We start from the raw sequence: 22124 nt of genomic DNA on the forward strand, positions 1-22124 counted from the left end.
ACATGATTGCCGACGGCGGCATTGAGACGGAACTCGAGGACCGGCTTGGGCAGGAACTGACCGAGTTTGCGGCGTACCCGTTGCTCGCAACGGCCTCAGGGCGAGAAGCACTGCGCGAGTATTTCCGCCCCTACATGGCGCTCGCTGAGACCACAGGAATTCCCATCGTGCTCGACACCCCCACCTGGCGCGCAAACGCCGACTGGGGCAGCGTGCTGGGCGACGATGCCGAGTCGCTCGCGCGGGTCAACGCGGACGCCGTTGCCTTCGTGCGCACAACAGCCGAGGCGTTCGCGCCGGAGGCCGAGGTCGTCGTGAACGGCTGTATCGGCCCCCGGTTCGACGAGTTCGACGCGGCGACACGGATGAGCCCAGAAGACGCCGAGCGCTACCACGCGCCGCAAGTTGCCGCCCTCGCCGAGGCCGGTGCCGACCGCGTGACCTCGGTCACCACACTCGACGCGGCAGAGGCGATCGGCGTGGTCCGGGCAGCGGTCGCCTCCCGGGTCCCGGCGTACGTGTCGTTCACCGTCGGGGAGGACGGGTTACTCGCCGACGGGTCGACCCTCGACATCGCGATCCGGGCGGTTGACGAGGCTACCGGCTCGGCCGCGTCGGGCTTCTTGATCAACTGTGCGCACCCCGCCGCCGCCGCACGCGCGCTCGCGAAGGCGCCTTCCGCAGGTGCCCGTGAGCGGCTGGTAGGCGTGCGGTTGAACGCCGCGCACGAGGGCGACGAAGGTCCCGGTGACGCGCCGGAGGCGTTCGCCGCCGCCACGCTCGCGCTCGCGAACTCTGCGCCGAGCCTTGCCGTGTTCGGTGGCTGCTGCGGTACCGGCCCGGCACATATTGGTGCGTTGGCAGGTCTGCTCGGCTAGCCCCGGTAGGGTGGTGGACGTGAATGACGCCACCCCGAACTTCCAGGACGACGCCACGAACACCCGCAACCCCGCGCTGATTCCATGGATCGTGGTGGGCCTTGCGTCGGTCCTGGCGATCCTCGTGTCGATCCTCGTGATGAATCTGTCGCGCGGTGGGGCAGATGTGTCTGCTGACCCGATCCAGACGACCGAGCCCGCCGTCACCTCGCCGAAGCCGACGACGTCGCCGACGACCAAGCCGACTGCCGAGCCCACACCGAGCAGCGACCGCGCGCCGTCGGTGGACGTCGGCACGACGAGCTCGATGCGCATCGATCAGTGGAACGCCGTAACCGACGTGTCCGGCCGCTTCGGCGCCCTGAATTACGTCTTCGACGGGGAGACCATGCAGATCACCTCGGCGCTCACTGACTCGTTCCCCGCAAGCTGCGGCGCGGCGATGAAGACGGGCTGGGGTATTGAACGCGTGGCCGGGACCAGCTACAAGGTCGTGAAGCCGGCCGGGCAATGCGCGGACTCGCCGGAACTGTACGACCAGGTCTGGGGCCTCATGCAGGCGATGGCCGACGCGATCAAGCCGGCCTAGTCCCGTTCGCTACGGGGTCCGCCCGAACAGGCCGGGCCACCACGCGACCGCGAGGGCGTACCCCGCAAAGCTCACAATGTCGAGAATCCAGTGCGCGACGATGAGCGGCAGGATCCTGCCGTAGCGCTGGTATGCCCACCCGAAGAGCAGCCCCATCACGACGTTTCCAATGAACCCGCCGAACCCCTGGTAGAGGTGGTAGCTGCCGCGCAGCAGTGCGCTCGTCACGATGATGCTCCACGGGCGCCAGCCGAGGTCGCGGAGCCGGGCGAAGAGGTAGGCGACCACGATGAGTTCCTCGCCGAGCGCGGCGCGAAGCGCGGCCAAGACCAGCACCGGGACGGTCCACCAGTAGGCGTCCAGCTCGGTCGGGATGACGTTCACGTTGATGCCGATGGATCGCGCAAAGAGATAGAAGGCGAGACCCGGGATCCCTATGGCGGCGGCGAGGGCGACGCCCCAGCCGGTGTCGCGGATCCACCAGGCACCGGGGCGCGAGGCGAGGCCGAGCCGGCCGAGGTGGGGGCGACTCTGCTGCCAGAGGAGGAAGACTACGAGGGCGACGGGAGCGAGCCCGAAGGCGAAACCGAGAAGCTGAGACACCAGGTCGAACGCTGGGCGATCGGAGAGCTGTCGGTTGATAGTCGCGGTCTGTTCTGCGAGTGCAGCCTCGCGGGTGAGGCGCTCGATGATCGAGACGATCGCATAGATCGCCGAGGCGCCAAACGAGAGCGCGAGCACGACGGCGATCTCGGCGCGAATGCGCCCTCGGGACAGCGTCTGCTGGATCGGCGCGGAAGACAGGGGCTGCATGCCTTCAGCGTAGGGCGTGTGCTTGGCATTTCTCTACCAAATACTCCAGCCAGGGGCCGCTTCTGTTGTGGGAATCGCGCTTGCCCGGCTACGGTTTGGTCACCTTTGAGTCGCGGGGCCACTCGGCGCTAGGCCCGGCTCGGACGCCATCGATAGCATCAGAGCGTCTCGACACTGATCCACCAATGAGGGTGCGATGTTGCGCCCGTGTTGGGGAGCACACAGGAGGAATTCAATGAAGAAAACTCTGATGGCCGCGGCAGCGCTTGCGGGCGCTGCCCTGTTGATTTCCGGATGCGCCTCGGGCGGATCCGGCGGTGGCGGGGGAGGCGGTGGCGGCGATGCCAGCTTGCTGATCGGCACCACCGACAAGGTCACGTTCATCGACCCGGCGGGCTCGTACGATAACGGCTCGTTCGCCGTGATGAACCAGATCTACCCGTTCCTGCTCAACAGTGAGTACGGCAGCGCCGCGGTGTCGCCGGATATCGCGGAGTCAGCGGAGTTCACCACCCCAACCGAATACACCGTGAAGCTCAAGCCGGGCCTCAAATTCGCAAATGGGAACGATCTCACCGCATCTGACGTGAAGTTCAGCTTCGACCGCCAGGTCAAGATCGCCGACCCGAACGGCCCCTCTTCGCTGCTCGGCAACCTGGAGTCGACCGATGCCGTCGACGACACCACCGTGGTCTTCAACCTGGTCAACGGCAACGACCAGATTTGGCCCCAGATCCTGTCGAGCCCAGTCGCCCCGATCGTCGACGAGGACGTGTTCTCGGCCGACGCGGTTACGAGCGACGAGGACATCGTCAAGGGCAAGGCGTTTGCCGGGCAGTATGTCATCGATTCGTACAAGCTCAACGAGCTCATCTCGTACAGCCCGAACGCGGACTATCAGGGCATGCTCGGCGCCCCCGCTAACACGGGCGTCACGGTGAAGTACTACGCCGACGCGTCGAACATGAAGCTCGAGGTTGGGCAGGGCGACATCGACGTGGCTTACCGCAGCCTGAGCGCGACCGACGTCGCCGATCTGGCGAAGAACGACAAGGTCAAGGTCGTCGACGGTCCCGGCGGCGAGATCCGCTACATGGTCTTCAACTTCGACACGCAGCCGTTTGGCGTGAAGACGGCGGATGCCGACCCGGCGAAGGCGCAAGCCGTGCGCCAGGCGATGGCCGACCTGATCGACCGTTCGGCCCTCGCGACCGATGTCTACAAGGACACCTTCCAGCCGCTCTTCTCGGTGGTTCCCGACGGCATGGACTACGCAGCCCAGCCGATGAAGGAGCTGTACGGTGACGGCAATGGAGGCCCCAGCGTCGACGCGGCCACCAAGCGTCTTGCAGACGCCGGAGTCGCAACTCCGGTCGTGCTCAACATCCAGTACAACGGCGACCACTACGGTCCGTCGTCGGGTGATGAGTACGCGGCCATTAAGTCGCAGCTGGAAGAAGGTGGCCTGTTCACGGTCAACCTGGCCCAGACCGAGTGGGGCCAGTACTCGAAGGACCGCAGCGCTGACGTGTACCCGATCTACCAGCTCGGCTGGTTCCCGGACTACTCGGACGCGGACAACTACCTGTCGCCGTTCTTCACCAAGGACAACTTCCTGGTGAACCACTTCGACAACCCCCAGGTTCAGGAGCTGATCACGGCCGAGCAGATCGAGGGTGACACCACGAAGCGCGGCGAGATCATCGGCCAGATCCAGGACATCATGGCGGACGAGCTCTCGACGCTGCCGATGCTCCAGGGCAAGCAGGTCGCGGTTGTGGGCGCGGGAGTTGAGGGCACCACCCTCGACGCCTCGTTCAAGTTCCGCTACGCGCCGTTGACCAAGTAGCTCATCGCGTGCGTGTGCTGCCCAGGCGAGGCCCGGGCAGCACACGCACGCACTGCTTTGACTGAGGGAACAGGTATGACAGCGGTCAGTACGACCCCCACGCCCACCCAGAAGGCCTCGCGCGGAGGTATGTGGCGTTACATTCTGGTGCGGCTGTTGCTCATTATTCCGACGGTGTTTATTCTCGTGACCGTCGTCTTCGTCCTGATGCGCATGACCGGTGACCCGATCACCGCGGCGCTGGGCGGACGACTGCCGCCCGACCAGCTGGCCGAGCGGGTGCACGCCGCCGGGTTCGACCGGCCCATCTTGGTGCAGTACCTCGAGTACATCGGCGGCGTCTTCCGCGGCGACTTCGGCAATACGCTCACCGATGGCCGACCCGTGGTCGAGATCCTGCTGCAGTACGGCACGGCGACGCTTGAGCTTGCGTTCTACGCGCTCATCGTGGCCTTCCTGATCGGCATTCCGTTCGGCCTCATCGCGGCCTACCGCCGCGACCGCTGGCAGGACGCGACGCTGCGGATACTCGCGATCCTCGGGTACGCCACCCCCATCTTCTTCATCGGCATTGTGCTCAAGCTCGTCTTCGCGGTCTGGCTCGGGTGGACCCCGGTCTCAGGCCGGGCGAACACTCGCACCGAGCTTTCGCTGCAGACGCTTGACAACCCCACGGGCATCTACCTCATCGATGCGATCAGGCTCGGGGATCCATCCGCCGTCGGCGACGTGCTCTCGCACGCGATCCTGCCGGCGCTCGCGCTCGGCATCCTCACCGCCGGTATCTTCTTGCGCCTCGTGCGCACCAACATGATCGGCACGCTTGGCGCGCAGTTCGTCACGTCGGCCCGGTCCAGGGGCGTGAGCGAGTACCGGCTGGTCACCAAGCACGCCTACCGGCCCGCCCTCATCCCCATCATCACCGTGATTGGTCTGCAGATCGCGCTCCTCCTCGCCGGAGCAGTGCTTACCGAGACGGTCTTCGAATGGAAGGGCATCGGTTTCATGCTTGCCGAGTACCTCAAAGCGCGAGACTTCGTGGCGGTGCAGGGCATCGTGATCATGATCGCAGTCATCGTCGCCGTGACGAACTTCCTCGTCGACGTCATCGCCGCCATGATCGACCCGAGAGTGAGGTACTGACATGTCACGCTCACAGATCCCGAGGACCGAAGCGATCCTGACCGCCGGAGGGGCCCCGCGCCGACGCCTGCGCGACCGGTTGCCAGTTGTATCGCACCTGCGCCAAAGCGTGGGGCTGCAGCGCGGCATGCTCATCACCGGTCTCATTCTCACGGGCACGTTCGTGCTCGTTGCCGTTTTCGCCCCGCTCATCGCCCCGTACGGCTTCGCCCAGCGCGCCGTCGATGGGGTGAGCTTCGGCACCACGGTCGCACCCAACTCGACAAACCTGCTCGGGACGACAGTGAGTGGATTCGACGTGCTCTCGCGCACGATCTGGGGGGCGCAGACGGCGCTCCTGGTCATTCTTGCGGCCCTCGCGTTCTCCGTCTTTGTGGGCGTCGCGCTCGGTCTACTCGGTGGCTACTTCGGTGGGTGGGTCGATCGCGCGTTGGTCATGCTGTCTGATGCGATCTACTCATTCCCATCTCTGCTGCTCGCCATCATCATGTCGATCGTGATCAGCCGGGGCCAGTCGACCCTGGCGGGCGGCATTCTTGCCACGGCAATCTCGATCACGGTGGTGTTTGTGCCGCAGTACTTTCGAGTGATTCGGGCCGAAGTGGTCCGCGTAAAGAACGAGCCATTCGTCGAGTCGGCGCGGGTGACGGGGGTGCCGACGGGCCGAATCCTGGTTCGGCACGTATTGCGCAACTCGACCCGTTCGCTACCCGTCGTCGTGACGCTGAATGCCTCCGAGGCCCTGCTCACTCTCGCGGGCCTCGGCTTTCTTGGATTCGGTATCGAGGCAACTTCGGCCGCCGAGTGGGGATACGACCTGAATCGCTCAGTCGCCGACGTAGCGAGTGGCGTGTGGTGGACGGCAATGCCGGCTGGCATCGCGATCGTGCTGGTGGTGCTCGGCATCACACTGGTGGGCGAGAGCCTGAACGACTTGAGCGATCCGCGGCTGCGTACACGCCGTCGCGCGGGAGGTGCGGAATGAGCACGAATATCACCGATGGCGTAGACGTCGTCGAAATTACCGATTTGAAGGTGCGCTTTGCAACGGACGGCGAGCCGGTCACCGCGCTTGACGGGGTCAGCCTTGCGGCCCGTCCCGGCGAGGTTCTCGCGATCGTGGGGGAGTCGGGCTCGGGCAAGTCCGTTACTGCGCAGACTCTGCTTGGCCTGCTGCCGGAAACGGCGAGCGTAACCGGTGCGGTGATCATCCGCGGCCACGGTGACCGCGAAACCGATGTCGTTCACGCGACGCCGGCGCAACTTCGTCGCATGCGGGGCACCGACGCGGCGATGGTGTTCCAGGAGCCCTCGACCGCGCTGAACCCCGTCTATACGGTGGGGTGGCAGATCGCCGAGGGAATCCGCGCCCATCAGAAGGTCTCGAAGGCCGAGGCGAGAGTGCGCGCGATCGACGTGCTGCGCCGGGTCGGCATCCCCGACCCTGAGCAGCGCGTGGACCATTACCCGCACCAGTTCTCCGGCGGACAGAAGCAGCGCGTGGTGATTGCTATGGCGCTGGTCATGAACGCCCGGCTGATCATCGCGGACGAGCCCACGACCGCGCTCGACGTGACCGTGCAAGCCGAGATCCTGGACCTGCTGCGCACCTGCCGCGACGAGTTCGGCGCGACCGTCGTGCTCATCACCCACAATATGGGCGTGGTTGCCGACCTCGCAGATCGGGTCATCGTGATGTACCGAGGCAAGATCGTCGAACAGGCGCCGGTCGCCGAGTTGTTCGCGCACCCGCGCGAGGAGTACACACGCCAGCTGCTCGCGGCCGTGCCGCATTTGGGGCGGGGGAAGAGCTCCCGTCAGGATCCCTCCGCCGTTCTGTCGTCCGTGCCTCCAGTTGATGCGGTCATCGTGGCGAGCGGCGCCGAGATCGGGTACCCAGGCCGGTTCGGACGCGGCGGCACCCGTGTGGTGCACGGAGTTGACTTCTGGATCGCTCCCGGTGAGGTCCTGGGTCTGGTTGGCGAATCAGGATCGGGCAAGACGACGATCGGGCGGGCCGTCGTCGGCCTCACCGAGGTCATGGGCGGCTCTCTGAAGGTGCTCGGTACTGAGATGCGCAGCGCAAAGTCGCGCCACTTGACGAAACTCCGACCCGACATCGGATTCGTCTTCCAGGACCCCGCCACGAGCTTCAACCCCTTGCTCACCATCGCCGAGTGCGTCGCCGAGCCGCTGATTGTGCACGGGCGCGCTTCGGGGGTGACCGCGGCCCGGCCGCGCGTCAATGAACTCCTCGAGGCGGTGCGGCTGCCGATCGAGTTCGGTGACCGCTACCCGCACGAACTCTCGGGCGGCCAACGCCAGCGTGCGTCGCTGGCCCGGGCACTCGCGCTCGACCCCAAGCTGCTCATTGCGGACGAGCCGACGAGCGCGCTCGATGTGTCGGTCCAGGCGCAGGTGCTGCAGCTCTTCGCGCATCTGCAGGGTGAGCTGGGATTTGCCTGCCTTTTCATCAGTCACGATCTCGCGGTAGTGGACGAGGTCGCCGACCGCGTGGTAGTGCTCAAGAACGGCGAGATTCGTGAGCAGGGCAGCACGGTCCAGGTGCTCCAAGGACCAACCGACGACTATACGAAGCGGCTTTTGGCATCTCTGCCGGTCCCGGATCCTGCCCGGCAGGCGGCTCGCCGGGCAGAATGGAACAGCCTGCGTTAGGGGGCATTCAGGCTCTGTATGGGGCAATCTCAGTAGTGGACTCTCCACAATTCTGAGTGAGAAAACTAATGGTACGTTGTTGATTTCGGAGACGCCTGGCTACGGTTTGGTCACCTTTGCGCCAGGTGTGGCCATCTGTGGGGTTCGCCCCGAGCCAGATTCGTTAGGCTCATGTCGTTATCTCGCGGGGGTGCAAGGTGGCGCGCTACTCGGGCGTCGACGAGACCCCTGCGAATCCCTTTTCAAGGAGGAAAAATGAATCGTTCACGCATGGGACTCGGTGTCATCGCCGTGGCCACCGCGGGCATTCTGGCACTTGCGGGTTGCTCGCAGGGTGCAGGAGACGGCGGCGGTAGCAGCGGCGGAGACACGTCGGCAGTCATTACGACCAATGGTTCGGAGCCGCAGAGCGCGCTGATCCCGACCATGGTCAATGAGGTCGGCGGCGGCAAGATTCTCGACGCCATGTTCGCGGGCCTGGTCTACTACGACGCAGACGGTGCGCCGCACAACGACATTGCCGAGTCGATCGAGTCCGATGACGCGACGAACTACACGATTACGATCCGCGACGACGCGAAGTTCACCGACGGTACCGCGGTCACGGCGAAGAACTTCGTCGATGCGTGGAACTACGGTGCGGCGCTCGACAATGCGCAGCTCAACAGCTACTTCTTCGAGGACATCGAGGGCTTCAGCTACGACGAGAACGTTCCCGAGCTCTCGGGCCTCAAGGTCGTAGACGACACGACCTTCACGGTGAAGCTGAACAAGGCGGCCTCGGACTTCCCGCTGCGCCTCGGCTACTCGGCATACTTCCCGCTGCCCGACTCGGCATGGGATGACCTCGAGGCGTACGGCCAGGCACCCATCGGCAACGGCCCCTACAAGCTCGGTGAGGGGGACGCCTGGAAGCACAACGAGGAGATCGCGCTCGTCAAGAACGACGACTACAACGGTCCTCGCGAGGTCAAGAACGGTGGCCTCACCATCAAGTTCTACGTCTCGCTGGACGCGGCGTACTCGGACATCCTCTCGGGCAACCTCGACGTGATCGACGCGATTCCTGATGCATCGCTCGCGAACTTCGAAGCTGACCTGGGCGATCGTGCGGTCAACCAGCCCGCCGCGATTTTCCAGTCCTTCACCATTCCTGAGAGCCTCGCGCACTTCGGTGGGGAAGAGGGAAAGCTGCGCCGCGCGGCCATTTCCATGTCCATCAACCGTGATGAGATCACTGACGTGATCTTCGAGGGCACCCGCACCCCCGCAAGCGACTTCACCTCGCCCGTCATCGACGGCTGGTCGGATTCGCTCAAGGGCGCTGAGGTCCTCGAGTACAACCCCGAAGAGGCGAAGAAGCTGTGGGCTGAGGCCGACGCAATCGCGCCGTGGAGTGGCACCTTCGAGATCGCGTACAACGGTGACGGCGGACACGCTGCCTGGGTTGACGCGACCACGAACAGCATCAAGAACACGCTGGGTATCGAGGCTGCGGGCAAGCCGTACCCGACGTTCCCTGAGCTGCGCGACGAGGTCACGAACCGCACCATCCAGACGGCCTTCCGTACCGGCTGGCAGGCGGACTACCCGGGCCTGTTCAACTTCCTGGGCCCGTTGTACGCCACGAACGCTGGCTCGAACGACGGCGACTACTCGAGCGAAGCCTTCGACACGCTGCTGCAGGAGGGCGCGGTTGATACCGATCTCGCCTCGGCAAACATGAAGTTCCAGGAAGCGCAGGAGGTGCTGCTCGCAGACCTTCCGGCGACCCCGCTCTGGTACTCGAACGTGACCGGCGGCTACGCCGACACGGTTGAGAACGTGCAGTTCGGCTGGAACTCGGTGCCGATCTACTACGAGATCACCAAGAAGTAGTTCCCTAGTGCGAAGGCCCCGGGGCTCACCCGCCCCGGGGCCTTCCCGCGATTTCATCACGGCCTCGTCACCCCGATCGTCGTGCTCCGTGTTTGCGACAGAGCCGCCGCGAACCACCCATAGAACTCGAAGTTACGAGAGAATTTCCCCATGTCAGACTTCACCCACGGAACGGGGGACTAGGCGTGCTGCGTTATATCCTCTTCCGTTTGCTGCAGGTCGTGCCCGTGCTCCTCGGCACCACCTTCCTCATTTATTTCATGGTGTTTGCCATGCCAGGCGATCCCATCGCCGCGATGTTCGGTGACAAAACCCCGAACCCGGCGGTCGTTGAACGTCTGCAAGAGCAGTACAACCTCGACAAGCCGTTTATCGTCCAGTACCTGATCTACCTCGGGAAGATCTTCGTCGGCGACTTCGGCACGAGTTTCTCGGGCCAATCGGTCAATGAGATTCTGGCCCGTACCTTCCCCGTGACGATCAAGCTCGCGGCGATCGCGATCGTGATCGAGCTGACGCTCGCCGTCGTGATCGGCCTCATCTCGGGGCTGCGCAAGGGCAAGTTCTTCGACAACATCAATCTCATCATCGGTCTCGTCATGATGAGTGTGCCGATCTTCGTGATCGCGTTCATCGCCCAGTTCTTCTTCGGTATCAAGCTGGGCTGGTTCCGGACAACGGTGGGTACCGGAGCCCCCATCCAGGACCTTCTCCTCCCGGGTATCGTGCTCGGCATTAGCCTGTACGCCACCAGCATGCGTCTCACGCGCGCCTCGGTGATCGACACCCTGAACCAGGACTTCGTGCGGACCGCCTACGCCAAGGGCCTCTCCCGCGGGCGCGTCATTCCGGTGCACGTGCTGCGGAACTCACTCATCCCGACCGTCACCAACACTGCGGCCGACTTCGGGATCTTGATGGTGGGCGCGACCGTGACCGAGGGCATTTTCAACGTGCCTGGCGTCGGGAACACGCTTTACCAGGCAATCCTGCGCGGCGAGAACGCCACGGTGGTCTCGTTCGTCACCGTGATGGTACTCGTCTACCTCGGCGTGAATCTCGTCGTAGACCTTTTGTATGCCGTGCTTGATCCGAGGATCCGTTATGCCTGAGTCGCGAAGTAATCCCATCCCCGAGCACTTTGTTGCTCCCTTCGAAGAGACCCCGGTCGCCGCGGTCGACGCGGTGCGCATCGCCGAACGCAAGTCCAATCTGTGGCTCGACGCCTGGCGCGATATGCGCAAGCGGCCGATGTTCTGGATCTCGTCCGCGATCATCCTGCTCGTAATCGTCGTCTCGCTGTTCCCAACTCTCTTCACCCAGGTGGATCCTCGGGCCTGCCAGCTCGCTCTTTCGAACGGCGGTCCCACCGCGGGTCACCCGCTCGGCTTCACCCGCCAGGGCTGCGACGTCTACTCGCGGATTATCCACGGTACGTCCACCTCAGTATCGGTCGGCCTCATCGTGATCACGATGACCTTCGTTATCGGCACCATCATGGGTGCGCTCGCCGGCTTCTTCGGCGGCTGGGTTGACACGGTGCTCTCGCGCCTGGGAGATATTTTCTTCTCGATTCCCTACATCCTCGCGGCAGTGATCGTGATGAGCGTCTTCTCTGCGCACCGCAACGTCTTCGTCATCGCGCTCGCGATCGGGGCCTTCTCCTGGCCGGTGACGGCGCGCATCTTGCGCGCCGAGATCCTGCGCGTGAAGAACGCGGACTTTGTGATGGCGTCCAAATCGCTCGGCCTCTCGCGCATGAAGACGCTGATCAAGCATGTGCTGCCGAACTCGATCGCTCCCGTGATCGTCGTCACCACGCTCTCGCTCTCGGCCGCGATCGTTGCCGAGGCGGTGCTTTCGTTCCTGGGGCTCGGCCTGCCCACCTCGATGTTCATGAGTTGGGGCAACGACATCAGCGCCGCCCAAGGCGACCTGCGCAATAACCCGCAGACCCTGATTTACCCGTCCATGGCGCTCACGATCACCGTGCTGGGCTTCATTATGCTCGGAGAAGTCGTCCGAGATGCACTTGATCCGAAGGCGAGGGCGCAGCGATGAACGAGCGTCAACCACTGCTGAGCGTGCGCGACTTGCGGGTCGCGTTCAATAACGGCGGCCAGACCAACGAGGTGCTGCACGGCATCAACCTGGATGTTTACCCCGGCGAGACTGTCGCGATTGTGGGGGAGTCCGGTTCGGGAAAGTCGACCGCGATGCACGCCGTGATCGGCCTGCTCCCGGGCACGGGCGCCGTCACGGGCGGCTCCATCCGCTGGAACGACCGTGAGCTGGTCGGTCTGCACCGCCGTGACCTCGAGTCGATCCGCGGACGCGAGATCGGTTTCGTGCCGCAGGACCCGATGTCGAACCTCAATCCGGTGTGGTCGATCGGCTATCAGGTCAAGGAAGCGATCCGTGCCAACGGCGTCGCCACCGGCAAGAAGGAGATCGAGGAACGCGCAGTCGAGGTGCTCAAGCAGGCTGGCCTTGCCGATGCCGAGCGCCGGATGCGCCAATACCCGCACCAGTTCTCGGGCGGCATGAAGCAGCGTGCGCTCATCGGTATCGGTATGTCGGCGAACCCGCAGCTGCTCATCGCGGACGAGCCCACCTCTGCGCTCGACGTCACGGTGCAGCGCGTGGTCCTGGACCACATGGCGAAGCTCACGCGCGAGTCAGGCACCGCCGTGGTGTTCATCACGCACGACCTGGGCCTCGCGGCAGAGCGGGCAGAGAAGCTCATTGTGATGTACAAGGGCAAGATCGTCGAGTCGGGCCCTAGCCGGGAGATTTTGCAGCGCCCGCAGCACCCCTACACGCAGCGTCTCGTCTCGGCCGCGCCGAGCCTCGCGTCACGCAGGATCAGTGCCGGGGTGAGCGTCGCGGCGCCGGCGAGCGAGTTCGACCTCGCCTCGCTTGCCGCCCAGTCGACGCAGGTCGTCGGGGCAGGGGAGACCCTGATCGAGGTCTCGAACCTCTCCAAGGTCTACAAGCTGCGCAAGGGCAACTTCGGCCACGAGGATTTCAAGGCCGTGGATGACGCCTCGTTCACCATCAAGCGTGGACAGACGATGGCGCTGGTGGGTGAGTCGGGGTCGGGGAAGTCCACCATCGCGAAGATGGTGTTGCAGCTCGAACAGCCCACCGCCGGCAAGATCGTGATCGCGGGCCGGGATACCAGCCTGATGGATGCGAAGGAGACCTTTGCGTTGCGGCGGACGTTGCAGCCGGTATTCCAGGATCCTTACGGTTCGCTCGACCCGCTGCACAACATCGGCAACACCATCATGGAGCCGCTGAACATCCACAAGGTGGGCGACAGCGCCAGCCGCAAGGCACGCATGCTCGAGCTGCTCGACCAGGTAGCCCTGCCGCGGGAGCTCGCGACCCGATACCCCAACGAGCTGTCCGGTGGACAGCGGCAGCGAGTTGCCGTGGCGCGAGGGCTCGCCCTCAAGCCAGAGATTCTGGTGCTCGACGAGGCTGTTTCGGCGCTTGACGTTCTCGTTCAGGCGCAGATCCTAGAATTGCTGGCAGAGCTGCAGCGCGAGCTGGGGCTGACGTATCTCTTCATCACGCACGACCTTGCGGTTGTGCGTGTGATCGCGGACGAAGTCTGCGTCATGCAGCAGGGGCGAATTGTTGAACACGCTCGCACTGAGCAGGTGTTTGACACCCCCCGCGAGGAGTACACAAAGAATCTTTTGGCCGCAATTCCGGGCGCAAATATCCCGCTGGGAGCCTGACTTCCGGTTTTACCAGCCGATTCCCCACACCGATTCGCTAAACTAGCTCGTCGGCTTCTTCAGCATCCCGCTCAGCCGGCGACGCAACCATCCTCGTTAGGACAATACTTCTATGGCTCTTGCCACCCGCGAAGACCTTCGCAACGTCGCCATCGTGGCTCACGTCGACCACGGAAAGACCACGCTCGTTGACGCGATGCTCCGCCAGACGAACTCGTTCGACGCACACGCTGACGTGAGTGACCGCGTGATGGACTCGAACGATCTCGAGCGCGAAAAGGGCATCACGATCCTCGCGAAGAACACCGCCATTAGCTATGACGGTGAGCACGCGAAGAACGGCCCGATCGTGATCAACGTTGTTGATACGCCCGGCCACGCCGACTTCGGCGGCGAGGTGGAGCGCGCACTGTCGATGGTCGACGGTGTTGTTCTGCTCGTCGACGCGTCCGAGGGCCCGCTGCCCCAGACCCGCTTCGTGCTGCGCAAGGCCCTTGAGGCCAAGCACCCCGTTATTCTTGCCGTCAACAAGACGGACCGTCCCGACTCCCGCATTCAGGAGGTCGTTGACGAGAGCCAGGACCTGCTGCTGGGTCTTGCGTCGGACATGGCGGATGAGCACCCCGATCTCGATATCGACGCCGTGCTCAACGTGCCCGTCGTCTACCTCTCGGGCCGCGCCGGCGCTGCCAGCCTGAACCAGCCGGCCAACGGCACGCTGCCCGACACCGACACTCTTGAGGCGCTCTTCGGTGCGATCATCGAGCACGTTCCTGCACCGACCTACGATGACGAGCACCCCCTGCAGGCGCACGTTACCAACCTTGACTCCTCGCCGTTCCTCGGCCGTATCGCGCTGCTGCGCGTCTTCCACGGCGAGATCCGCAAGGGCGAGACGGTTGCTTGGGTGCGCCACGACGGCACCGTGCAGAACGTCCGCATCACCGAGCTCATGCTCACCAAGGCGCTCTCGCGTTACCCCGCCGAGAAGGCTGGCCCCGGCGACATCGTTGCCATCGCCGGTATCGAGGACATCACCATTGGCGAGACCATCGCCGATGCTGAGGACGTTCGTCCCCTGCCGAAGATCGAGATCGATGCACCCGCAATCTCGATGACGATTGGTTCCAACACCTCGCCGCTCGTCGGCAAGGTGAAGGGCCACAAGCTCACCGCCCGCATGGTCAAGGATCGCCTCGACCGCGAGCTCATCGGTAACGTTTCGCTCAAGGTCGTTGACGTGGGACGCCCCGACGCGTGGGAGGTGCAGGGCCGCGGCGAGCTCGCTCTGTCGATTCTGGTCGAGAACATGCGTCGCGAGGGCTTCGAGCTCACCGTCGGCAAGCCTCAGGTGGTGACGAAGGAGATCAACGGCAAGAAGCACGAGCCGTTCGAGCACCTGACCATCGATACCCCCGAGGAGTACCTCGGCGCGATCACTCAGCTCATGGCGACCCGTAAGGGCCTCATGGATGGCATGTCGAACAACGGCACCGGCTGGGTGCGCATGGAGTTCATCGTCCCCGCGCGTGGCCTCATCGGCTTCCGCTCGGAATTCATGACCACCACCCGCGGCACCGGCATCGCCAACGCGATCTCGCACGGCTACGCCCCGTGGGCTGGCCCCATCGTCACCCGCAACAACGGTTCGATCGTTGCGGACCGCATGGGTGTCGTGACCCCCTTCTCGATGATCAAGCTGCAGGAGCGGATGACCTTCTTCGTCAGCCCCACGCAGGAGGTCTACGAGGGCATGGTCATCGGCGAGAACTCGCGCAACGAGGACATGGACGTCAACATCACGAAGGAGAAGCAGCTCACGAACATGCGTGCCGCGAGCTCGGACACCTTCGAGTCGATGACCCCGCCTCGCCAGCTCTCGCTCGAGGAGTGCCTCGAGTTCGCCCGCGAGGACGAGTGCGTCGAGGTTACCCCCGAGGTCGTTCGTATTCGCAAGGTTGAGCTCGAAGCTGGCGCACGCCAGCGCGCGACGGCTCGCCTGAAGAGCCAGAAGTAACTCTCTCTGAGTGTTGAGGGGCCCGGGGTGCGAAAGCGCCCCGGGCCCCTCCTTCGTTTCCGGGAATCGGTGACGAATGCGGCCGCGAATTGGCATTGCCCCCTCCAGTCATAGACTGGAGGGGTGATCAGACACTTCCTTCGCGACGACGACCTTTCCCCTGCCGAGCAGACTCTGGTGCTCGACCGTGCGGAGCGTCTGAAGCGCGATCGATTTGCGGAGCGACCGCTCGAGGGCCCGAAGACCGCCGCGGTGATCTTCGACAAGACCTCGACCCGCACGCGGGTGAGCTTCTCGGTGGGGGTCAGTGATCTCGGTGGTGCGCCACTGATCATGGACTCCGGATCCTCACAGCTCGGCGTCAAAGAGTCGATCGAAGACACCGCAAAGGTGCTCTCGCGCATGGTTTCGCTGATTGTCTGGCGTACTTTTTCGCACGCTGGACTCGAAGAGATGGCGGCGAACTCCAGCGTTCCCGTCATTAACTCGCTCTCGGACGACTTCCACCCCTGCCAGATCCTCGCCGACCTGCTCACCATCCGTGAGCACAAGGGCGAGCTTGCGGGCCTCACTGCGACCTACCTGGGCGATTCGGCCAACAATATGGGCCACTCGTACCTGCTCGGCTTTGCGACCGCTGGCATGCACGTCCGCATCGCTGGCCCAGCCGGCTTCCACCCGCGCGCCGACATCATCGCCGACGCCGAGAAGATCGCCGCGCAGACCGGCGGCAGCGTGACGGTATTGCAGGATCCCGTCGCCGCCGTGACCGGCGCCGACGCCGTGATCACCGACACCTGGGTGTCGATGGGGCAGGAAGCGGAGAAGGCCGAGCGCGTCGAGCGTTTCGGCCCGTATCGGGTCACCCCCGAGCTCATGCAGCTCGCCCAGCCCGACGCGATCTTCCTGCACTGCCTTCCCGCATATCGGGAGTACGAGGTCGACGCCGCCGTCATCGACGGGCCGCAGAGTGTCGTGTGGGACGAGGCGGAGAACCGCGTCCACGCGCAGAAGGCGCTCATGTCCTGGCTGCTCGACGAGAGCAACTAGCACCTACTTTTTCAGACTGTTCACCCGGCCCCGCAACGGCCAAAAGATTGGGATCATCATGACCGACGAAAGCCTCGCCGCCGCCAGCCCTGACGAGTCGAGCAACCGCGCAGCCGAGGATGGCGCCCTCTGGGGCGGCCGTTTCGCGAGCGGCCCGTCGCCCGCGCTGCAGGCGCTGAGCAAGTCCACCCAGTTTGACTGGATCCTGGCGCCCTACGACATCGCCGGCTCCAAGGCGCACGCTTCGGCCCTCGCCGCCGCGGGATACTTGGACCCCGAAGAGCTCGCCGCAATGCGGGCCGGGCTCGACGAACTCGCCGCGCGGGTGGCGAGCGGGGCATTCGTCGCCGCAGAGTCCGACGAGGACGTGCACTCAGCGCTCGAGCGCGGGCTGATCGAGATCACGGGCGTGCAGCTCGGCGGCAAGCTTCGCGCGGGCCGCAGCCGGAATGACCAGATCGCGACGCTCGTGCGCCTCTTCCTGCTGGACCACGCGGCGGTGCTTCGCGTGCAGCTGCTCGACCTGCTCGACGCCCTGCTCGACCAGGCGCTCGCGCACCCCGAAGCGATCATGCCGGGGCGCACCCACCTGCAGCACGCCCAGCCAGTGCTGCTCGCGCACCACCTTGGCGCGCACGCGTGGCCGATCGTGCGCGACCTCGAGCGCATCCGCGACTGGGCGAGCCGCGCGCAGCACTCGCCGTACGGCGGGGGCGCCCTCGCGGGCAGCTCACTCGGCCTCGACCCGCGCCTGGTGGCGAGCGAGCTCGGCCTCGGCGAGCCGCTGGAGAACTCGATCGACGGCACCGCGGCGCGCGACGTCGTCGCCGAGTTCGCGTTCATCTGCGCCCAGATCGGCATCGACCTGTCGCGGCTTTCGGAGGAGATCATCCTCTGGAACACCAAGGAGTTCGGCTTCGTTCGCCTGCACGATTCCTTCTCGACTGGGTCGTCGATCATGCCGCAGAAGAAGAACCCCGACATCGCCGAGCTCGCGCGCGGCAAGTCGGGGCGCCTGATCGGAAACCTGACGGGACTGCTCGCGACGCTGAAGGCAATGCCGCTCGCGTACAACCGCGACCTGCAGGAGGACAAGGAGCCGGTGTTCGACTCGGTCTCGCAGCTCGAGATGCTGCTGCCCGCGTTCACCGGCATGGTCGCCACGATGCGCTTCGATACCGAGCGCATGGCGGCGCTCGCCCCCCAGGGCTTCTCGCTCGCGACCGATGTCGCCGAGTGGCTCGTGAAGCAGGGGGTCATCTTCCGCGACGCCCACGAGATTTCGGGCGAGCTCGTCCGGTTCTGCGAGGAGCGCGGCCTCGAGCTGCACGAACCGAGCGACGAGCAGCTGCAGAGCGTCTCGCCGGAGCTCACCCCTGCGGTGCGCGACGTCCTCACGATCGAGGGCTCGGTGAACAGCCGGGTCGGCGCGGGCGGTACTGCTCGCGTGCGGGTCGACGATCAGCTTGCGCGTCTGGCCGAGCGCATCGCAGAGTTCCGTTCGGCAAAATAGCACCCACCGGATCCTGCGCAGAAACTAGATGAAGGACGAACCCGCTGTGAACGAACGCACCGAGATCTTCGCCGCCCAAAAGCTCGACGACAGCTTTGCAACGCTGTGGGACGAGCTCGAATGGCGCGGCCTCATTCACGTATCGACCGACGCCGAGGCGTTGTCGACACTGCTCGAGGGCGAGCCGTTCACCTATTACTGCGGGTTTGACCCGACCGCGCCAAGCCTGCACCTGGGCAACCTCGTGCAGCTCTTGCTCCTGCGCCGGCTGCAGCTCAAGGGGCACAAGCCGCTCGGCCTCGTGGGCGGCTCCACCGGACTCATCGGCGACCCGCGGCCCACTGCGGAGCGCACGCTGAACAGCCGCGACACGGTGGCCGAGTGGGTGTCGCGCCTGCAGGCGCAGGTATCGCGCTTCCTCTCTGCCGAGGGGGACAACGCGGTGCGCCTCGTGAACAACCTCGATTGGACGGCCGAGCTCACTGCGATCGACTTCCTGCGCGAGATCGGCAAGCACTTCCGCGTCGGCACGATGCTCAAGAAGGACGCAGTCGCGGCCCGCCTGAACTCAGAAGAGGGCATCAGCTACACCGAGTTCAGCTACCAGATCCTGCAGGGCTACGACTTCCTTGAGCTGTTCCGCAGCTACGACTGCGTGCTCCAGTCGGGCGGCAGCGACCAGTGGGGCAACCTTACGAGCGGCACCGACCTGATCCGCCGCGAAACCGGCAAGTCGGCGCACGCGATCGGCACCCCGCTGATCACGAACTCGGACGGCACGAAGTTTGGCAAGAGCGAGGGGAACGCCATCTGGCTCGACCCGAGCATGTGCTCGCCGTACGCGTTCTACCAGTTCTGGGTCAACGCGGACGACGCCGACGTGATCGACCGGCTGAAGGTTTTCACCTTCCTCTCGCGCGCCGAGATCGAGGAGCTCGCTCGCCAGGTTGCGGAAGAGCCCTTCCGTCGCGCCGCCCAGAAGCGCCTGGCCTACGAGGTCACGTCGCTCGTGCACGGCAAGACTGCAACCGAGGCGGCCATCGCTGCGTCGGACGCGCTGTTCGGCAAGGGCGACCTCACCGCGCTCGACTCGGCAACATTGGGCGCGGCGCTCACCGAGCTGCCGCATGTGCGGGCCGAGCTCGGTACGCGCGTGATCCAGCTGCTCGTCGACGCCGGCCTGGTCTCCTCTTTGGGCGAGGCGCGGCGAGCGATCGCTCAGGGCGGCGTCACCATCAACGGCGCCCCGATCGACACGGACGACGCGGAATTGGTGGCGGGCCACCTGCTGCACGACACCTACGCCGTGCTGCGCCGGGGCAAGAAGACTCTTGCGGGCCTCATCGTGGGCGGCGAGGGCTAACCATCATGCGCATCGCCCTGCTCCAAGCATCATCGTCGCCGCTTGACGTCGACACGAACCTCGGCGCGCTGCGGGCGGGGGCGGCGGAGGCGGTCGCCGCCGGCGCCGAGCTGATCCTTGCCCCCGAGTTGTTCGTGACGGGTCACGTGCCGCTGCTCCTCGCAGACTGGCTCACACAGGATCGCGTCGCCGACATTCCCGAGCGTATCGCGCTCATCGCCGCCGAGCAGGGCATCGCGGTGGCCACGGGGTTCCCCGATCTGCACCCCGAGGGCGGGTTCACCATCTCCGCTGGTCTCTGGAGCGCGAGCGGCGAGGAGGTGCTGCGCTACGCGAAGGTCCACCTGTGGGGGGACGAGCCGGGCGCGTTTACCGCGTCGACGGTGGCGCCCCGAGTCGCGGACTGGAACGGACGCCGCGTGGCCTTCCAGATTTGCTACGACATCGAGTTCCCCGAGCCCGCGCGCTTCCTCGCCGCGCAGGGCGCGGACCTGTTGCTCGTGCCGACAGCGATCGAGGCCGGCTCGGAGTACGTGCCCATGACGACGGTCCCGTCGCGTGCCGCCGAGAACGCCCTGGTCGTCGCGTACGCGGACCATGCGTTCCACGCAGATCTGCCGTTCGCAGGGTTGAGCACGGTGGCGGGGCGCGAGGGGCGCGTGCTCGGTCGCGCCGGCGCCGGGGTCGAGCTGCTCGTAGCGGACATTCCCGATCCGGCTCCCGTTTTGGCGGGCGAGGCAGACTACCTCCGCGACCGCCGGCCGGAGCTCTACCGGGAGTGGGATTCCTCGACTTCGAGGTGATCCTCGTGACGCGAGCGGCCTGGGCATTGCGCCTGGGCCGCTTGTGCGTTCGAGGGGGAGCGGTTGCCGGTCGCGCCTGCGAGAATCTTCGGCCGGTTCTCTGGCAGAGTGACGCCTTCGCGCGAGACAATCAATGACACCACTCAGCGCGGAGGAGCCAGCAATGACGCACAGCGGCACATCAGATTCCGGGGCGAGCGGCCACCACACTCGCATGCACGAGGTTTCCGTGGAGACGGAACGCATCGTCGACCGGGTACTCGAGTACTCACGGCGCAGGATCCTGTCGGAGAACACGCCCCTTGATCACCCCTCCACCGAGGCGGAACTCACGCGCCTTGCGGGGACCACCATCGACGAGCACGGCATTGGGGAGGCGCGTGCACTTGCGGTTTTCGAGCACGTGCTGGCGCCCGCCTGCATCACGACCGACCACCCGCAGTTTCTGTCATTCATCCCGAGTGCCCCGTCGAAGGCGGCCGTCGCATTCGACCTCGTCGTTTCGGCGAGCGCGCTGTATGGCGGGTCTTGGATGGAGGGGGCCGGGGTCGTGCACGCCGAGAACGAGGTGCTTCGCTGGTTGGCGAACGAGTTCGGGCTGCCGAAGGGCGCCGGCGGGGTGTTCGTACAGGGCGGCACCATCGGAAACCTCTCGGCGCTGGTCGCGGCCAGGGAAGTGGCGCGCGACAAGTTGGCGAGCCAGGCATCCCCTTCGGGCCGCTGGGTCATCGTCTGCAGCGCTGAGGCCCACTCGTCAATCGCGGCGGCGGCACGGGTCATGGACGTGGATATTGCGACCGCGGCCGTCGATGCGGATGGCGTGCTGCGCGCAGAGTCGGTCAGAGCGCAGCTGCAGGATCACGGAGATCGGGTGATCGCCGTCGTCGTGACGACAGGGACGACGAATTTTGGGATCGTCGATGACGTCGCGGGGATCGCGGCGCTGAAGCAGGAGTTCGACTTCTGGCTGCATGTGGACGGAGCCTACGGGCTCGCGGCGATGCTCTCGCCGCTGAGCCGCGAGCAGTTCGCCGGGGTCGAACTCGCCGATTCACTGGTCGTCGACCCGCACAAGTGGCTGTTCGCGCCCTACGACGCGTGCGCGCTGCTGTACCGCGACCCCGAAACGGGGCGTCGGGCCCACACGCAGCACGCCGAGTACCTCGACGCGCTCACCGAGGCGACCGAGTGGAGCCCCTCCGATTACGCGACGCAACTGACGCGCAGGCCGCGCGGCCTGCCGCTGTGGTTCTCGCTCGCCACGTACGGAGCTGCCGCCTATCGCGATTCGATCGGTCACTCGATCACGCTCGCTCGACGCATCGCCGACGAGATTCGGCAGCGGCCCGGGCTGCAGTTGGTGCGTGAGCCGCAGCTGTCGGTGGTGGTCTTCGAACGAACGGGTTGGGAGCGGGCGGATTACGACCGCTGGTCGCACGGCTTGCTCGAAAGCCAGCAGGCGTTCGTCGTGCCGAGCTCCCATGCCGGAAGAGCGAACGCGCGCTTCGCGATCGTCAATCCGCTCACGACCTATGAGCAGCTGGTGGGGATTCTCGACAGCATGGAGTGAGTGCGTTGCGAGGGAGCGCCCAAAACGCCCGGGATTTTGGTCGAAATCGGTGTTTCTGGCGACTTTGGGCCGGATTGGCACGGTTTATGCAGATCGTCCGGGTCGCCTCGGGTTTGTAACTTCCGCGTGTTTCCGGGGGGACACGCCCGGCGGCGGGGCGTGATTTGCCCGCGGGCCGGATCGAACGTAATGTTATCCCTTGTCAGCACGGCAGTGCGGGACACGGAATGTGG

At 65.2% G+C, this 22124-nt stretch carries 17 protein-coding genes; 16 read left to right on the forward strand and 1 reads right to left on the reverse strand.

Annotation, left to right across the window (positions count from 1 at the left end):
- Positions 1–2 precede the first annotated feature (2 nt).
- The gene (locus KOE53_RS09160; RefSeq protein ID WP_223160190.1) at positions 3–878 is read left to right on the forward strand and encodes a homocysteine S-methyltransferase family protein; all 876 of its coding nucleotides are present in this window, start codon (positions 3–5) and stop codon (positions 876–878) included.
- A 19-nt stretch (positions 879–897) separates the two neighbouring features.
- Positions 898–1467 (forward strand): hypothetical protein, encoded by a 570-nt coding sequence (locus tag KOE53_RS09165; RefSeq protein ID WP_188046301.1) that lies wholly within the window; start codon positions 898–900, stop codon positions 1465–1467.
- A gap of 9 nt (positions 1468–1476) precedes the next feature.
- On the opposite strand, the gene KOE53_RS09170 is transcribed toward KOE53_RS09165, so the two are convergent.
- Entirely contained in the window at positions 1477–2280 is an 804-nt protein-coding gene (locus tag KOE53_RS09170) for a CPBP family intramembrane glutamic endopeptidase (RefSeq protein ID WP_188058223.1), read from the reverse strand.
- A 235-nt stretch (positions 2281–2515) separates the two neighbouring features.
- On the opposite strand from KOE53_RS09170, the gene KOE53_RS09175 reads away from it, so the two are divergent.
- The 14 genes from KOE53_RS09175 (at position 2516) to KOE53_RS09240 (ending at position 21891) form a co-directional block, all read left to right on the forward strand.
- Positions 2516–4129 carry an ABC transporter substrate-binding protein gene (locus tag KOE53_RS09175; RefSeq protein ID WP_188058224.1) on the forward strand — a complete coding sequence of 538 codons (1614 nt, stop codon included), beginning with the start codon at positions 2516–2518 and terminating at the stop codon, positions 4127–4129.
- A 75-nt stretch (positions 4130–4204) separates the two neighbouring features.
- Positions 4205–5272: an ABC transporter permease gene (locus KOE53_RS09180; RefSeq protein WP_188058225.1), complete on the forward strand. Its 1068-nt coding sequence runs from the start codon at positions 4205–4207 to the stop codon at positions 5270–5272.
- A gap of 1 nt (position 5273) precedes the next feature.
- Positions 5274–6257, forward strand: coding sequence for an ABC transporter permease (locus KOE53_RS09185; RefSeq protein WP_188058226.1), 984 nt, complete (start codon positions 5274–5276; stop codon positions 6255–6257).
- Complete coding sequence (locus tag KOE53_RS09190; protein WP_188058227.1) at positions 6254–7948, forward strand: dipeptide ABC transporter ATP-binding protein; 1695 nt, start codon at positions 6254–6256, stop codon at positions 7946–7948. Before KOE53_RS09185 ends, KOE53_RS09190 begins: the two co-directional genes overlap by 4 nt.
- A 255-nt stretch (positions 7949–8203) precedes the next feature.
- The gene (locus tag KOE53_RS09195) at positions 8204–9826 is read left to right on the forward strand and encodes a peptide ABC transporter substrate-binding protein (protein ID WP_188046303.1); all 1623 of its coding nucleotides are present in this window, start codon (positions 8204–8206) and stop codon (positions 9824–9826) included.
- A 185-nt stretch (positions 9827–10011) separates the two neighbouring features.
- A complete protein-coding gene (locus tag KOE53_RS09200; protein ID WP_188046304.1) occupies positions 10012–10938 on the forward strand; it encodes an ABC transporter permease in 927 nt (308 codons plus the stop codon).
- The gene (locus KOE53_RS09205) at positions 10931–11887 is read left to right on the forward strand and encodes an ABC transporter permease (RefSeq protein ID WP_188046305.1); all 957 of its coding nucleotides are present in this window, start codon (positions 10931–10933) and stop codon (positions 11885–11887) included. Before KOE53_RS09200 ends, KOE53_RS09205 begins: the two co-directional genes overlap by 8 nt.
- Positions 11884–13575 carry a dipeptide ABC transporter ATP-binding protein gene (locus tag KOE53_RS09210; RefSeq protein WP_188058228.1) on the forward strand — a complete coding sequence of 564 codons (1692 nt, stop codon included), beginning with the start codon at positions 11884–11886 and terminating at the stop codon, positions 13573–13575. Before KOE53_RS09205 ends, KOE53_RS09210 begins: the two co-directional genes overlap by 4 nt.
- Positions 13576–13687: 112 nt before the next feature.
- A complete protein-coding gene (gene typA, locus KOE53_RS09215) occupies positions 13688–15592 on the forward strand; it encodes a translational GTPase TypA (protein WP_188046307.1) in 1905 nt (634 codons plus the stop codon).
- 123 nt (positions 15593–15715) lie between these two features.
- Positions 15716–16642 (forward strand): ornithine carbamoyltransferase, encoded by a 927-nt coding sequence (gene argF / locus KOE53_RS09220; RefSeq protein ID WP_188058229.1) that lies wholly within the window; start codon positions 15716–15718, stop codon positions 16640–16642.
- Between the two features lie 58 nt (positions 16643–16700).
- Positions 16701–18155 carry an argininosuccinate lyase gene (argH, locus tag KOE53_RS09225; protein ID WP_188058230.1) on the forward strand — a complete coding sequence of 485 codons (1455 nt, stop codon included), beginning with the start codon at positions 16701–16703 and terminating at the stop codon, positions 18153–18155.
- 46 nt (positions 18156–18201) lie between these two features.
- A complete protein-coding gene (gene tyrS, locus KOE53_RS09230) occupies positions 18202–19518 on the forward strand; it encodes a tyrosine--tRNA ligase (RefSeq protein WP_353055627.1) in 1317 nt (438 codons plus the stop codon).
- A gap of 5 nt (positions 19519–19523) precedes the next feature.
- Positions 19524–20321, forward strand: coding sequence for a nitrilase-related carbon-nitrogen hydrolase (locus KOE53_RS09235; protein ID WP_188058232.1), 798 nt, complete (start codon positions 19524–19526; stop codon positions 20319–20321).
- Positions 20322–20484: 163 nt separating this feature from the next.
- Positions 20485–21891, forward strand: a complete 1407-nt coding sequence (locus tag KOE53_RS09240) for a pyridoxal phosphate-dependent decarboxylase family protein (protein WP_188058233.1) — start codon at positions 20485–20487, stop codon at positions 21889–21891.
- Positions 21892–22124: the final 233 nt, after the last annotated feature.

Source organism: Leucobacter sp. CX87 (assembly GCF_018682295.1).
Classification (GTDB): Bacteria; Actinomycetota; Actinomycetes; order Actinomycetales; family Microbacteriaceae; genus Cx-87.